Below are 14,899 nucleotides of genomic sequence, written 5' to 3' on the forward strand. Positions count from 1 at the left end.
GGCCGAACCGGCCGAGGTAGCCGCGCGCGACACCGGGCCCGGAGACGTACAGCTCGCCGGGGGTGCCGGGGGGCGACCGGCCGCAGGCGGGCGTCGAGCACGAACAGCCGCATGCCGCGCACGGGCGCGCCCAGCGGCACCGGCTCGCCGGGCACCATGGCGGCGCTCGCGGTCACCGCGACGGTGGCCTCGGACGGACCGTACATGTTGTGCATGCGGTAGCCGGACGCCCAGGTCCGTACGAGTTCGTCGGAGCAGGCCTCGCCGCCGACGATGACGGTGTTCAGATCCGGCAGCTCGCCGGCGGGGACGGTGGCCAGCGCGGCCGGGGTGACGAAGGCGTGGGTGATGCGCTCGCCGCGCAGGAACGCGCCGAGCTCCGCGCCGCCGTACAGGTCGGCGGGCGCCACGACGACGGTCGCGCCCGCGGCGAAGCCGAGCAGCAGCTCGAGCACCGAGGCGTCGAAGCTCGGCGAGGAGAAGTGCATGGTGCGCGCGGCGTCGGTCACGCGGAACAGCTGTGCCTGCTCGCTGGCGAGCGAGGCGATGCCGGTGTGCGCGACCACCACAGCCTTGGGCTTGCCCGTCGACCCGGAGGTGTAGATCAGGTAGGCGGGCTGACCGACCCGCAGCGGCGAGAGCCGTTCGCCGTCGGTGATCGGCGCCCCCGACCGGCGGCCGCAGTCGGTCTCGAACTCGGCGGTGCCGAAGACCAGCCAGCCGCCGCGGCCGTGCCCGTCGCCGGGTTCGACCGGCAGGGTGGCCAGGTGCTCGGGCAGCGTGAGGCCGAGGGCCGCGCCGGAATCGGTGATCATGTGCGCGATGCGGTCCGCCGGGTAGGCGGGGTCGACGGGCACGTAGGCCGCGCCGGTCTTGGCCACCGCCCACACCGCGACCACGGACTCGAGGCTGCGCGGCAGGGCGATCGCGACCACGGTCTCGGGCCCGGCGCCGTGCGCGATCAGGCTGCGCGCCAGCCGGTTCGAGCGTTCGTCGAGTTCGCGGTAGGTGGTGTCCAGGCCGAGGTAGCGCACCGCGACGTGCTCGGGCAGCCGCTGGGCGGTGTCGGTGAGCAGGCGGGCGAGGGTGGTCGCCGGTTCGGCGGGCGCGCCGGAGACCGGGACGAGACGGGCGGCCTCGCGCCGGTCGAGGAGGTCGATGTCGCCGAGCGGGGTGTCCGGGGCGGCGACGGCGGTGGCCAGCAGGGCGGTGAACCGCCGCGACAGGGTCTCCACGGTGGCGCGGTCGAAGACGTCGGTGGCGAAACCGAATTCGGCGCGCAGGGGCCCGTCGCCGTGGGCGTCGTGCACCTCGAGTTGCAGGTCGAACTTGCTCACCCCGGCCGCGATCGGCAGCACCTCGGCGCGCACGCCGGGCAGCTCGACCGCGAGGTCGGGCGCGCGGTCGTAGGACAGCATCACCTGGAACAGGGGGTGCCGGGCGGTGGAGCGCTCCGGGTTGACCAGTTCCACCAGCCGCTCGAACGGGACGTCGGCGTTGGCGAAGGCGTCGAGGTCGGCCTCGCGGACCCGGTCGAGCATGTGCCCGAACCCGCCGTCCAGATCGACCTCGGTGCGCAGGACCAGGGTGTTGACGAACATGCCGACCAGGTCGTCGAGCGCGGGGTCCGACCGGCCGGCGATGGGCGTGCCGACGGCGATGTCGCCGGTGGCGCAGACCCGGGCCAGCAGGGCGGCCAGGGCGGCGTGCAGCACCATGAACATGCTGACACCGCGCGCGGTGGCGAGTTCGCCCGCCGCGCGGTGGATCCCGGCGTCGATGGTGAAGGCCACCGTGTCCCCGCCCGCGGTGCGCTGGAGCGGACGCGGGCGGTCAAGGGGCAGGTCGAGCTGGTCGGGCAGGCCGGCCAGCACCTCACGCCAGTGCGCGAGCTGGCGGGTGAGCGCGGCGTCGGGGTCGTTCTCGTGGCCGAGCAGGTCGCGCTGCCAGAGCGTGAAGTCGGCGTACTGGACCGGCAGCGGCGCCCACCGCGGCGCGGCGCCCTCGGCGCGGGCGGCGACGGCGACCATGAGGTCGCGCGCCAGCGGGGCGACCGACCAGCCGTCGCCGCTGATGTGGTGCAGCACGACGACGAGCACGTGGTCGTCCGCGCCGACGCGGTACAGCGCGACCCGCAGCGGCGACTCGGTGCGCAGGTCGAAACCGCGGGCGGCGAAATCGGCGGTGAGGGCGGGGATGTCGGCGGCGATGGCGTCGACGGGGGTGAGCGCGAAGTCGTCGGTGCCCGCCGGGTGGATCAGCTGGTACGGGCCCTCCGGTCCTTCGGGGAAGGTGGTGCGCAGGGTCTCGTGCCGGGCGACCACGTCGCGCAGGCCCGCGCGCAGGGCGGCCAGGTCGAGCGGCCCGGTGAGGCGCAGTGCGAGGGGCATGTTGTAGGCGGCCGCGTGCTCGGCGAAGCGGTTGAGGATCCACAATCGCTGCTGCGCCAGCGACAGCGGGATGCGTTCCGGACGCGGGACCGGCACCAGCTTCGGGGAGGTGGTGTCGGCGCCGTGGGTGCCGATGTGGGCGGCCAGCGAGGCGACGGTGGCGGACTCGAACAGGTCGCGGATGGTGAGATTGACCCCGAGGGTGCCGTTGATCCTGGCCACCGCGCGCGCGGCGACCAGGGAGTTGCCGCCCAGGTCGAAGAAGCTGTCGTCCACGCCGATCTGCCGCGCGTCGTCGTAGGCGAGCAGCTCGGAGAAGATCCCGGCCAGGGTGATCTCGAGTTCGCTCTGCGGGGCGGCGCCGCCCGCGGCGGCGTGACGCAGGCCGTCCGCGGGGGCGGGCAGGGCCTTGCGGTCGACCTTGCCGTTGGCGCTGAGCGGCAGTTCGTCGAGCGCGACGACCACCGAGGGCACCATGTAGGACGGCAGCAGCCTGCGCAGGCCGGTCAGCAGGTCCTCGGTGTCGGGGTCGGGCCGACCGGGGGCCGCGACGACGTAGGCGACGAGTTCGTCGTCGCCGGTCCGGCCCACCCGGGCCACGCAGACCGCGCGGGCGATGTTCTCGTGGGCGAGCAGCGCGGCCTCGATCTCGCCGAGCTCGATCCGCAGGCCGCGGATCTTGACCTGGAAGTCGGTGCGGCCCAGGTATTCCAGGACGCCGTCACCGTCGAGCTGCCAGCGCGCGAGGTCGCCGGTGCGGTACATGCGCGCGCCCGCGGCGAAGGGGTCGGCGACGAACCGGTCGGCGGTCAGGTCCGGGCGGCCCAGGTAGCCGCGGGCCAGCTGCACGCCCGAGAGGTAGAGCTCGCCCACCGCGCCCGGCGGCACCGGCCGCAGCCGGGCGTCGAGCACGTAGGTCCGGGTGTTCCACACCGGCGAGCCGATGGGCACGACGGTGGCGTCGGGCGGGCACGGCCAGTAGGTCACGTCGACCGCGGCCTCGGTGGGCCCGTAGAGGTTGTGCAGGGCGGGACCGCCGTCGGGGCCGTGCAGCGCGGCGTGGAAGTCGGCCACGGTCGCCCCGGGCAGCGCCTCGCCCGAGCAGAAGACCCGGCGCAGGCTCGCCCCGCCGCGCACGCGCGGATCGGTGACGAACAGCGACAGCATCGAGGGCACGAAATGCGCGGTGGTGATGGCCTTCTCGGTGATGATCCGCGCCAGGTAGGCGGGATCGCGGTGCCCGTCGGGGGCGGCGACGACCAGCCGGGCGCCGACCTGCAGCGGCCAGAAGAACTCCCACACCGACACGTCGAAGGTGGCGGGGGTCTTCTGCAGGACCGCGTCGGTGTCGTCGAGTCCGTACTCGGCCTGCATCCAGCGCAGCCGGTTCACGATGGCGGCGTGGGTCACGCCGACGCCCTTGGGTTTTCCGGTGGACCCGGAGGTGAAGATGACGTAGGCCAGGTGTTCCGGGCGCAGCGGCGCGGAGCGGTCGGCGTCGGTGATCGGCGCGGGCGAGTGCGCGGTGACGTCGAGGGTGTCGAGGTCGACCCGCGGGGTGCCCGCGGGCAGGTCGACCCGGTCGCGGGCGGCGGTGAGCACGCACACCGGCCGGGCCTGGTCGAGCACCGCCTCGATCCGGTCGGCCGGATGCTCGGGGTCCATGGGCAGGTAGGCCGCGCCGGTGGCCAGCACGGCGTACATGCCGAGCACCATCTCCACGCTGCGGTGCAGGCACAGCGCGACCGTGGTCTCCGGTCCCGCGCCGCGGGCGAGCAGTTCGCGCGCCAGCTGGTTGACCCGGTCGGCGAACTCGCCGTATCCGACCGCGCGGTTGCCGAATTCGAGCGCGATCGCGTGCGGGGTGCGCCGCACCTGGGCCTCGAAGGCCGAGACCAGGGTGTCCGCGGCGACCGGGACGGCGGTGTCGTTCCAGCGCTCGAGCACGGTGAGGCGCTCGTCCTCGGTCAGCGCGGTGAGCGAGTGGGCGGGCGCGGCCGGGTCGGCGGCGAGGAAGCGGGTGAGGAAATCGATGTAGCGCGCGTGGTGGGCGGTGACCTCGTTCTCGGCGTACAGGATCGGGTTGGCCTCGAAGTCGAGGTGGATCCGGCCGCCCTCCCCGTTGTAGAGGTTGATCGACAGGTCCTCCACGGGACCGGTGGCCAGCACGTGCAGCGTGCCGGGGGCGTCGCCGAAGGTCAGCTCGTCGTGGAAGAGCATGATGTTGACCATCGGGCCGAAGAAGCCGCGCGCGTCGCGCGCGTAGCCGCTGTCGCGGCGGATGTCGTCGGAGCGGTAGCGCTGGTGGCGCAGGGCGCCGGTGATCTGCAGTTCGGTCTGGCGGACCACGTCGGCGACGGTGGTGTCGTCGGTGAAGCGCACCCGCAGCGGCACGACGTTGGACACCACGCCCGCCGACCGGCGCAGCGCCACGGTGGTGCGGGCGGAGACGGGCAGGCTCAGCACCACGTCGGCGGTGCCGGTGACCGAGCGCACGTAGGCCGCGAGCGCGGCCACGATGAGGGCCGAGTTGGCCGAGTTGTGCTCGGCGACAGCGCTGGTCAGCAGCTCGTCGTCGACGACGCCGGCCGCGCGGTGGCGGCCCGGGTGGTGGGTGTCGCCGGTGACCGAGACCGTCGACAGGGTCATCGGCTCGCCGGCGCCCGCGAGCTGCTCGAGCCAGTACTCGCGGTCGGCGGCGAAGCGGCCGGATTCGCGGTAGCGCGACTCGTCGGCGTACAGGTCGGCCAGGGCGGCGGCGCGGGAGACGCTGGGTTCGCGCTGCTCGCCGACGGCGGTGTAGATCTCCGCGGTGCGGCTCAGCGCGTTCATGGCGCCGTAGCCGTCGATGACGATGTGGTGGCCGCGCTGATAGAAGAACCACTCGCGCTCGCCCACCCGTAGGACGACGTTGGTGGTGAGCGGCTCGGCCTCCATGTCGATGGGCGAGCTGGCGTGTTCGTTCATCCAGCGCAGCGCGGCGGCGCGCGGGTCGGGCTCGCCCCGCAGGTCGCGGCGGCCCCAGCCGGGCCGCCTGCTCAGGTCGACCTGCTGGTGCGGCACGCCGTCGATCTCGAGCAGCCGGACGTGGCCCACCTGCGACTCGAACCCGTAACGTTCCACCGCGTACAGCAGCCGGCCGACATCGAGGTCACCGTGGATTTCGACGTAATGGGCGATGGTGAGCGGGATGTCGGGACGGATGCGCTGCGCGTACCAGAGAGCGGTCTGACCCGGCGACAACGCGAACGGCTGGCCCGAATCCTCGTCGGTGACGCATGAGCCGACGCGGTCGGTGGCCAATGAACTCATCGATCACTCCATCCCTGTGCAGCGACTTCTCCCCGAGCACGCCCGGGCATGAGAGGGCCCAGGGCGTGGTAATCCACGACCTAAGATTCGGAGCACCCCGACAGCCGGATGGCCGTCGGTTTGGATTTATTTCGGGTCGAAGTCACTGAGGCGCCGCTGTTTTCATCAGCAATATCCCCGCAATCATGCGAAGAAGCGCATATCGACCCTCACGCACACCTCGAATCTCGGCGAAACGGCGGAATGAGCCACTGGCTACTTCCCGGCGAATCGAATTATCGGGAAAACAAAGACTTCGAGGCGGTGTTTAACCGGAGAAACAGACCGAATATCTCGGATTGGATCCGGTTTAATTCGGCGCAGTCGATCCGCGGCGCCGCCGTGCCACTGCCCACCCGGCGCCGAGCGCGGTCAGGATAACCGACGCCCACTCCGGGGCGGCACCCACCCGGGTCGCGAGGGTGGTCGAATCCCGCAGCGGGAGACGGGCCACGAGCGCGGCCGGAACGAACTGTTCGGTCTGTTGGGCGAGGGCGCCGTCGGCGGTCACGATCGCGCTGACCCCGGTCGTCGCCGCGACGACCAGCGCCCGGCCGTGCTCGACCGCGCGGACGCGCGACATGGCCAGCTGCTGATAGGTCATCTCCGAATCGCCGAACGTGGCGTTGTTGGTCGGCACCGTCAGCATCTGGGCGCCGGAACCGAGGGACTCGCGGAAGGCGCGGTCGAACGCGACCTCGTAGCAGGTGGCGACGCCGATGCGCACCCCGGCGGCGGTCACCGTGCCGTCGCCGTCGCCGGGCACGAAGTAGCCCGCCCTGTCGGCGTAGGAGGAGAACAGCCGGAAGAAGCCGCGCATCGGCAGGTATTCGCCGAACGGCTGGACGATCTTCTTGTCGTGCCGGTCGCCGGGGCCGTCCGCGCCGTTCCAGACGATGACCGAGTTGGTGGTGGTCCGGTCGCGGTTGACCAGGACGGCGCCGACCAGGATGGGGGCTCCGACGCGCTCGGACGCGGCGGTGACCAGGGCGGCGGCGTCGGCGTTGCGCAGCGGGTCGATGTCGGAGGAGTTCTCCGGCCAGATGACGATGTCGGGCCGGGGCACCCGGCCCGCGGCGATGTCGGCGGCGAGTTCCTCCGTGCGGCGCACGTGGTTGTCCAGGACGGCGCGGCGCTGGGCGTTGAAGTCCAGCCCGAGGCGCGGGACGCTGCCCTGGATCGCGGCGACGGTGACGGTGCGGTAGCCCTCGTCCGGTCCCGGCAGGGTCGCCGACAGCGCGAGTCCCGCCACCGGTCCCGCAACCAGCAGGGCGACGGCGGCCACGATCCCGCGCAGCGGCAGCGCCGCGCCGGAGGCGGGCCGCCCGGAGTCGCCCGCCGTGTCCGCGGCGGCCGGCGCCCCCGCGCCCCGTACCCGCCGGACGAGCGGGACCAGGGCCGCCAGCGCCGTGCCGGTCAGGGCGACGGCGAAGCCGACGAGCGGGGCGCCGCCCACCGAGGCCAGGGACAGGTACCAGCCGTCGGCCTGGCCGAAGGCGATTCGCCCCCAGGGAAATCCGCCGAACGGGAAGCTCGAGCGGCCCCACTCGGCCGCCGTCCAGGCCAGCGCGACCCACACCGGCCAGCCCGGCAACCCGCCGAGGAGCCGGGCCAGCAGGCCCCACAGCCCGAAGTACACCGCGCACGCGGTGGACAGCGCCAGCCACGGCACCGGCCCGACGTAGATGCCGGTCCACGGCAGCAGCGGCACGAAGAACGCCAGCCCACCGGCGAAGCCGATCCCGAACCCGCCGCGCAACCGCCCGTCGCCGCGCACCGCCAGGGTCAGCAGCGCCACCCCGACGGGGGCGAGGAACCAGAAGGGGCGCGGCGGGAAGGACGCGAACAGCAGCAGGCCACCCGCGACGGCCGCGAGCAGCCGCAGCCCGGTGTCGCGGGTGAAGACGGAACGCGGCCGGACCGTGGCGGTTTCGGTCGCGGTGTCGTGCGGCATGCTCACTCCGGATGATCGATCGAGCGGTCGGGCGGGTCCCGCCGGGGCCGTCCCGGCACGCCGGACGGGCGGCGCCGGGGCGGGGCCGCCGGGCGGAACGGCGGCATCACGCGGTGTAGATCGTGATTCCGTCGCGCACGGTGCGCAGGCAGGTCGGCAGCGCGCCGCCCGGGTCCAGCGGCGGCAGCCCGGGCACCCGCGAGCGCGGGTCGGTGGACCAGCGCTGGACCGTGTCGGCGGCCGCGGCGACGACGAGATCGCCCGCGTCCCACACCGCGTAGCTCGCGGGCGCGCCCGGCACCAGCGTGCCCGCGACGCCGTCGCGTACTCCCCCGGCGCGCCACGCGCCGCGGGTGGCCGCGGCGAAAGCCGCGCGGGGCGAGAGGCCGTGGCCGGGCGTGCGGTGGTGCACGGCGGCGCGCACCGCCGACCACGGGTCGAGCGGGGTGATCGGGGCGTCGGAGCCGATGGCCAGGGAGACCCCGGCGGCCGCCATGGCGGCGAAGGGGTTCAGCGCCGCGGCGCGCTCGGCCCCGAGGCGGGCGGCGTACATGCCGTCGGGTCCGCCCCAGGCCGCGTCGAATCCCGGCTGCACCGAGGCGATCACGCCCCAGCGGGCCAGCGCCGCGATGGCGTCGGCGCCCGCCAGCTCCGCGTGCTCGATCCGGTGCCCGCGCGCGGCGACGGCGGGGCCGCCGAGTTCCTCGGCGACGCGGGCGATCCCGGCGACCACGGTGTCCACCGCGACGTCGCCGATGGCGTGGAAGCCGGCCTGGATCCCGGCCTCGGTGCAGGCGCGCAGGTGCGCGGTGACGGTGTCGGCGTCGAGGTAGCTCTTGCCGGTGTGGGCGGCGTCGGCGTAGGGCGCGTGCAGGCAGGCCGTGTGCGAGCCGACCGACCCGTCGACGAACAGGTCGCCGCCGAGCGCGTGCACGCCGAGCTCGTCGACCAGGGCTTTCGCTTCCTCGGCGCTGCCCACGGCCTGCCCCCAGTAGGCGCGCACCGCGACGCCGTGGTCGAAGCCGAGGAGTTCGCGCACGTCCTCGCGGCCGGAGATCTCGGGTCCCGCGCATTCGTGCACCGCGACGACGCCGTGCGCCGCGGCGGTGTCGAGGGCCGCGGTGCGGGCCGAATCCCGTTGCGCGCGGGAGAGTCCCGCCAGCGCGACGGCGCGCACCCGGTGGTGGGCCTCGGCGGTCAGCGGCTCGCCGCGGGTGTAACCGGCGCCGAGCTCGCCCACGGCGTCGAGCAGCGCGGAGGAGGCGACGGCCGAGTGCGCGTCGACCCGGGCCAGGTAGACGGCCCGGCCGGGGCCCGCGGCCGCGTCGAGCTCGGCGACGGTCGGCGGGCGCTGCTCGGGCCAACGGGTCTGGTCCCAGCCCTCGCCGATCACGAGGGCGTCGGGTTGCGCGGCCGCGTGGGCGCGCACCGCCGCCAGGGCGGCGTCCAGGGAGGTCGCGGCGCTCAGGTCGAGGCCGGTCAGCTGCAGGCCGAGCGCGGTGACGTGCACGTGCGGATCGACGAAGGCCGGGGCGACGAAGGCGCCGTCCAGGTCGACGATCTCGGCGTCGGGATGCAGGGCGCGGCCGGGGGCCTCGGCGCCGAGCCACACCACGGTGCCGTCGGTGACCGCCATCGCGGTCGCGTCCGGAGCGCTGGCACTGTAGAAACGGCCGCCGATCAGCAACTGGGTACTCACGAGGCTCCAGTGTGCCGTATCGGCGTCCGCGGGCGGCGGCTGGCTCAGGTCGGCAGGGCGAGCACGGCGCGGACGTCGCTGTCGCGCAGCGCGTCGGCGCCCGTCGGGCCGCCCGCCTCCACGGCGATGAGTTCGAGCCGCCAGGCGGCGGCGGTGAAATCCGAGAGGGACCGGCCTGCCGCCGCGGACGCTCTGCGCACGGCGGCGGCCAGCTCCTCGCTCACCGTGACGGTGATCTGCTCGGTGGCCATCGCGTCACCATAGCGCCGGGCCGCCCGCGGACGGCAATTCGACCGGCGTGGCGTCAGGCGGGGCCGATGGCGCGTCGCGCGGGACCCTGCCCGTCGTCGTACCACTGCTGCACCACGACCCCGTCGACGACGTCGCCGTCGGAGTCGACGACCATGCCCCGGTAGGGAGCGGGGGCGAAGGTGGGCAGCGGGCCGAACCGGCGGTTGCTCAGCTTCTCCAGCACGGGCCGGGCCACCGCGCGGGTGGGCGGCAGCAACAGCAGCAGCCCGAGCACGCCGGTGACCAGGCCGGGCACGAACATCAGGACCGAACCGGTGGCGACGAGGGCGCCGTCGGCCAGGGCGCTCTCCGCGGTGACCTCGCCGCGTCCGGCCCGCCGGAAGCGCTGGATCACCCGCCTGCCCTGGGCGCCGATGAGCAGCAGCCCGAGCCCGGAGATCGCCAGCAGCGCGACGAACGCCCAGCCCGCACCGATGAGCGAGGCCAGGCCGACGAAGGCGCCGATCTCGACGAGCAGGTAGGCGAGGAAGAGCAGGCCGGGCATGGTCGGTCCTTTCGCTGGTGTCTCTCCACTCAACGCGCGAGGTGTCCGTTTTTCTCCCGGGTGTGGTCCCGGTTACCCGCCGGGCCGGACCAGCCCGGTCTCGTAGGCCAGCACCACGGCCTGGACCCGGTCGCGCAGGCCGAGCTTGGTCAGCACCCGGCCGACGTGGGTCTTCACCGTCGCCTCGGACAGGAACAGCGCCGCGGCGATCTCGGCGTTGGACCGGCCCGCCGCGATCTGTTCGAGCACCTCGCGCTCGCGGGCGGTGAGGACGTCGAGTTCGGCGGGATCGCGGCGGGTGGCGGGGTTCTCGGCGATGAGCCGGTCCAGCAGCCGCTTGGTCACCTTCGGCGAGACGACGGCGTCGCCCGCGGCGACGCTGCGCACGGCCGAGACCAGGTCCTCGGGCGGGGTGTCCTTGAGCAGGAAGCCGCTGGCGCCCGCGCGGAGCGCGCCGAGGGCGTGTTCGTCGAGGTCGAAGGTCGTCATGACCAGCACGCGGGCGCCGTGCCCCGCGGCGAGGATCTGCCCGGTGGCGGTCACGCCGTCCACCACGGGCATGCGCACGTCCATGAGCACCACGTCCGGCCGCAGCTCGGCGGCGCGGCGCACCGCCTCGGCGCCGTTGCCCGCTTCCCCCACGACCTCGATGTCGGGGTGGGCGCCCAGCACCATGGTCAGTCCCATCCGCATGAGTTCCTGGTCGTCGACGACTAACACGCTGATCGGCACGGCGCTCACCCTAGCGACTCCTCGCCCTCGGCGGTCAGCGGCAGCACGGCGCGCACCCGCCAGGAGCCGTCGGCGACCCGGCCCGCGTCCAGGGTGCCGCCGAGCACGGCGACCCGCTCCCGCATGCCGACCAGACCCATCCCGCCGCCGGGGATCGGTCCGGCCTCGGGCGTCACGGCCGGGGTCCCGCCGGTGTCGGAGATCGTCACGGTGACGTCGGTGTCGTGGCGGTGGACCCGCACCCACGCCTTGGGCGTCGCGCCCGCGTGCCGCAGGGTGTTGGTCAGCGACTCCTGGACGATGCGGTGCACGCCGAGGCTGATCTCGGGGGCGATGTCGTCGAGTTCGCCGGTCAGCTCCAGTTCGACGGCGAGCCCGGCGTCGCGCATCATCTCGACCAGGGTGGCGATGCCCGCGCTGCCGTGCTGGGGCAGCTGCTCGGGCGCGTGCTCGCTGCGCAGCAGGGCGACCGTGCGGCGCAGCTCGCGCAGGGCGTCGCGGCCCGTGGCGGCGATGGTCTGCAGGGCGGTTTCGGCGGTGTCCGGATCGGTGCGCAGGGCGTAGCGGGCGCCGTCGGCCTGCACGATGATGACGCTGACCGCGTGCGCGACGACGTCGTGCAGCTCGCGGGCGATGCGGGTGCGCTCGGCCGCCACCGCGTCGTGGGCGCGGTGGGCCATCACCGAGTCGGCGACCGCGAGCCGCGCCGCGACCTCGGCGTCGTAGGCGTGGCGGGCGCCGACGAACTCGGCCAGCGTCCAGCACAGCGCGTAGTAGACCACGACCAGGGCGATGTCGCCGCCGGCCGGGCTCTTCAGCACCAGCACGGCGGTGGTCAGGTCGATCCCCAGCAGGCCGAGGTAGACCAGGCCCTCGCGACGGCCGACGTAGGCCACGAGCGTGTACAGCATGATGCCCATGCCGAGCAGCGCCACGTGCTGGTCGCCGTCGGGATCGTCGACCAGCCAGGTCACCACCGTGGTGCACACGCTGAGCGCGAACAGCACCCCGGCCACGGCGCGCGGATACCTGCGGCGCCAGATCAGCGGCAGCGGCAGCAGGACCGAGAAGGTCAGGTACACGGCCTTGTGCCCGGCGTTGCCCACCCCGAGCGCGTCGACGATCAGCAGCGCCAGCGCCAGCGCGGTGTCGGCGACGACGGGATGGTCTCGGAGCCACAGGCTGAACCGGCGCACCCGTCCAGCCTAGGGGCTCGCGCACCCCGCCTCGGTCGCACACACGCGCCGGGTGATTTCCTCGAGTCGTGCAGACAGCGGATTGGGCGATCTTGATCACCGCGGCGACGGCGGCGGGGTGGGTGGACGCGGTCGTCGGCGGCGGCGGCCTGATCATCCTGCCCACCCTGTTCCTGGTCGCCCCGGGCATCGCGCCCGCGACCGCGCTGGGCACCAACAAGCTGGCCGCGTTCTCCGGGACGGCCGCCGCCGTGGTGACCTTCGCGCGGCGGGTGCCGATGCAGTGGCCGGTGCTGCTGCCGGCGGCCGTTCTGGCCGGGGCCGCCGCGGCGTGCGGGTCGGCGGCGGTGTCGCTCATCGATCGGGACCTGTTCATCCCCGTCGTCATGGTGGTGCTGCTGGGGGTGGCCGCCTTCGTGACGCTGCGGCCCTCGATCGGGGTCACCATGGCCACGCACGCGCCGAGCAGGCGCCGGACGCTGTGGGTGATCGGCCTGGCCGCCGGGCTCATCGGGCTCTACGACGGCCTGCTCGGCCCGGGCACGGGCACCTTCCTCATCATCACCTTCGCGACCCTGCTCGGGACCGAGTTCGTGCGGGCGGCGGCGATGGCGAAGGTGATCAACTGCGGGTCGAACCTCGGGTCGCTGCTGTTCCTCGGCGCGACCGGGCACATCCTGTGGGGCCTCGGCGCGGCGATGGCGGTGGCGAACGTGGCCGGGGCGCTGGTCGGCTCGCGCATGGCGCTGGCCAGGGGCGCCGAGTTCGTGCGGGTGGTGCTGCTGGTGGTGGTGATCGGGATGGTGATCCGGCTGGGCTGGCAGCAGTTCGGCTGAGTCTCAGGCCGATTGGTGGCCGGGGTTGCCGCTGGAGGCCAGCCACGGCTGCAGCACCCGCGAGGTGGTCTCGTGGATCTTGCGATGTAGTCGCTCGCCGTCGTCGGTGCCCAGCTGCGGTTGCTGGAACAACACCGTCAGCGCGCCCGACACCGCCCCGACCACCGCGCCGACCAGGGCGGCGGCCCCGACCTCGTCGAGTTCGGCGGGGAAGGCGGTGTGCAGGTGCCGGGCGATCTCGCGCTGGGCGGTGAGCTGGGCGTGCGCGGCGCGCCCGCTGACCGAGGGCACCGTGCGCGAGACCCGCGCGCGCAGCGCCGCGATCCGGCCCGACAGGTCGTCCCCGCGCTGGGCGCCGGGATCGTCGCCCGCCGCGCGCAGCGCCCGCAGCAGCACCTCGACCGGCCGCTCCCCCGGCCTGCGGGTGTCGATGGCGGCGACGGCGGCGAGCACCCGCTCGTCGGTCTCGGGGAACAGCAGTTCCTCTTTGCTCGCGAAGTAGTTGAAGAAGGTCCGGGTACCGACCTCGGCGGCGGCCGCGATGTCGGCCACGGTGGTCTCGTCGTAACCCCGGTCCTCGAACAGCTCGACCGCCGCGGCGACGATGGCCCGGCGGGTGCGTTCCTTCTTGCGGTCGCGGAGAGCGGATGGCGGCACGCGCCGCACCCTACGGCATCCGCGCGGCGAAATACCGGAAGGCGAGGACACGAGTTCCGCTGCCCCGGGGCGCGTTTGCCGGGCGGGCCGCGCGTGGGCGGCCGATGCCCGCGCGGGGCATGCGCATTCGCTCGTGTGCCGACACTCCCCGCGCCGACGCGCTAGGTTTGTCCGGGTGACCAGCATTGTCGACGAGGAGTTCCGGGCGCTCGGATTGGGCGTGCTCGCCGAGGCCGCGCTGTCCGCGGCGCGCAAGGCGGGCGCGGAGTACGCCGATCTACGGGTGCACCGCCTGCTGACCCAGTCGATCCGCCTGCGCGACGGCCGGGTCGAATCGCTCACCGACGCCACCGAACTCGGGCTGGCCGTCCGCGTCCTGGTGGACGGCACCTGGGGCTTCGCCTCCCACGCCGGGCTCACCCCGCAGACCGCCTGCGAGGTCGCCCGCCGCGCGGTCGGGGTGGCGACCACCCTGCGCGCCCTCAACCGCGAGCGGGTCGAGCTGGCGCCGGAGCCGGTGTATCCGGAGGCGAGCTGGGTCTCGGAGTACGCCGTCGACCCGTTCACCGTGCCCACCGGCGAGAAAGTCGCCCTGCTGCAGGACTATTCGGAGCGGCTGTCCTCCGCCGACGGGGTCGACCACGTCACCGCCTCGGTGCTGCAGGTCAAGGAGCAGACCTACTACGCCGACACGTTCGGCTCGGCCATCACCCAGCAGCGGGTGCGGCTGCACCCGCAGCTCGAGGCGATCACCGTCGACTCCGCCGCCGGGGTGTTCGAGACCATGCGCACCCTGGCCGCGCCCGCCGGGCGCGGCTGGGAGTACGTCACCGGCGCGGACGGAACCTGGGACTGGGCCGGTGAACTCGCGCGGATCCCGGGCTGGCTGGCCGAGAAGGTCAAGGCCCCGACGGTCACCGCGGGGCCGACCGACCTGGTGATCGACCCGACCAACCTGTGGCTGACCATCCACGAGTCCATCGGCCACGCCACCGAGTACGACCGGGCCATCGGCTACGAATCCGCCTACGCGGGCACCTCGTTCGCCACACCCGACCAGCTCGGCACCCTGCGCTACGGGACCCCGATCATGCACGTCACCGGCGACCGCACCCAGGTCAACGGCCTGGCCACCGTCGGCTACGACGACGAGGGCGTGGCGGGCCAGCAGTGGGACCTGGTGCGCGACGGCATCCTGGTCGGCTATCAGCTCGATCGCGCCTTCGCCCCGCGCCTCGGCCTCGAACGCTCCAACGGCTGCTCCTACGCCGACTCCGCGCATCACGTG

10 protein-coding genes are annotated in these 14,899 nt (G+C 73.9%); 2 read left to right on the plus strand and 8 right to left on the minus strand.

The features are described 5' to 3' along the window. The 7 genes from ON36_RS23615 to ON36_RS23645 form a co-directional block, all read right to left on the minus strand. Window positions 1-5,702, minus strand: a 5,702-nt coding sequence (locus ON36_RS23615) for a non-ribosomal peptide synthetase (protein WP_245558178.1), incomplete at its 3' end; no start/stop codon positions are given. Between the two features lie 349 nt (window positions 5,703-6,051). Beyond that, a complete protein-coding gene (gene lnt, locus ON36_RS23620; RefSeq protein ID WP_083885339.1) occupies window positions 6,052-7,695 on the minus strand; it encodes an apolipoprotein N-acyltransferase in 1,644 nt (547 codons plus the stop codon). Between the two features lie 106 nt (window positions 7,696-7,801). Then, window positions 7,802-9,394 (minus strand): amidohydrolase, encoded by a 1,593-nt coding sequence (locus tag ON36_RS23625; protein ID WP_043657782.1) that lies wholly within the window; start codon window positions 9,392-9,394, stop codon window positions 7,802-7,804. Window positions 9,395-9,438: 44 nt separating this feature from the next. Beyond that, complete coding sequence (locus ON36_RS23630; protein WP_043657785.1) at window positions 9,439-9,645, minus strand: hypothetical protein; 207 nt, start codon at window positions 9,643-9,645, stop codon at window positions 9,439-9,441. Window positions 9,646-9,698: 53 nt separating this feature from the next. Beyond that, the gene (locus tag ON36_RS23635) at window positions 9,699-10,190 is read right to left on the minus strand and encodes an FxsA family protein (RefSeq protein ID WP_043657788.1); all 492 of its coding nucleotides are present in this window, start codon (window positions 10,188-10,190) and stop codon (window positions 9,699-9,701) included. Between the two features lie 72 nt (window positions 10,191-10,262). Next, window positions 10,263-10,922 carry a response regulator gene (locus ON36_RS23640; protein ID WP_043657804.1) on the minus strand — a complete coding sequence of 220 codons (660 nt, stop codon included), beginning with the start codon at window positions 10,920-10,922 and terminating at the stop codon, window positions 10,263-10,265. A gap of 5 nt (window positions 10,923-10,927) precedes the next feature. Further along, entirely contained in the window at window positions 10,928-12,118 is a 1,191-nt protein-coding gene (locus ON36_RS23645; RefSeq protein ID WP_043657792.1) for a sensor histidine kinase, read from the minus strand. A 68-nt stretch (window positions 12,119-12,186) separates the two neighbouring features. Here ON36_RS23645 and ON36_RS23650 point away from each other — a divergent pair, with 68 nt between their 5' ends. Then, the gene (locus ON36_RS23650) at window positions 12,187-12,954 is read left to right on the plus strand and encodes a TSUP family transporter (protein ID WP_043657795.1); all 768 of its coding nucleotides are present in this window, start codon (window positions 12,187-12,189) and stop codon (window positions 12,952-12,954) included. 3 nt (window positions 12,955-12,957) lie between these two features. On the opposite strand, the gene ON36_RS23655 is transcribed toward ON36_RS23650, so the two are convergent. Further along, a complete protein-coding gene (locus ON36_RS23655) occupies window positions 12,958-13,611 on the minus strand; it encodes a TetR/AcrR family transcriptional regulator (protein ID WP_169334729.1) in 654 nt (217 codons plus the stop codon). A 175-nt stretch (window positions 13,612-13,786) separates the two neighbouring features. Here ON36_RS23655 and ON36_RS23660 point away from each other — a divergent pair. Then, window positions 13,787-14,899, plus strand: a 1,113-nt coding sequence (locus ON36_RS23660) for a TldD/PmbA family protein (RefSeq protein ID WP_043657798.1), incomplete at its 3' end; no start/stop codon positions are given.

The sequence above is a fragment of the Nocardia thailandica NBRC 100428 genome (assembly GCF_000308795.1).
Taxonomy (GTDB): domain Bacteria; phylum Actinomycetota; class Actinomycetes; order Mycobacteriales; family Mycobacteriaceae; genus Nocardia; species Nocardia thailandica.

Coding starts and splice junctions, on each gene's coding strand:
- lnt (WP_083885339.1), bottom strand. CDS start 7,695: ATGCCGCACGACACCGCGACCGAAACCGCCACGGTCCGGCCGCGTTCC.
- ON36_RS23630 (WP_043657785.1), bottom strand. CDS start 9,645: ATGGCCACCGAGCAGATCACCGTCACGGTGAGCGAGGAGCTGGCCGCC.
- ON36_RS23635 (WP_043657788.1), bottom strand. CDS start 10,190: ATGCCCGGCCTGCTCTTCCTCGCCTACCTGCTCGTCGAGATCGGCGCC.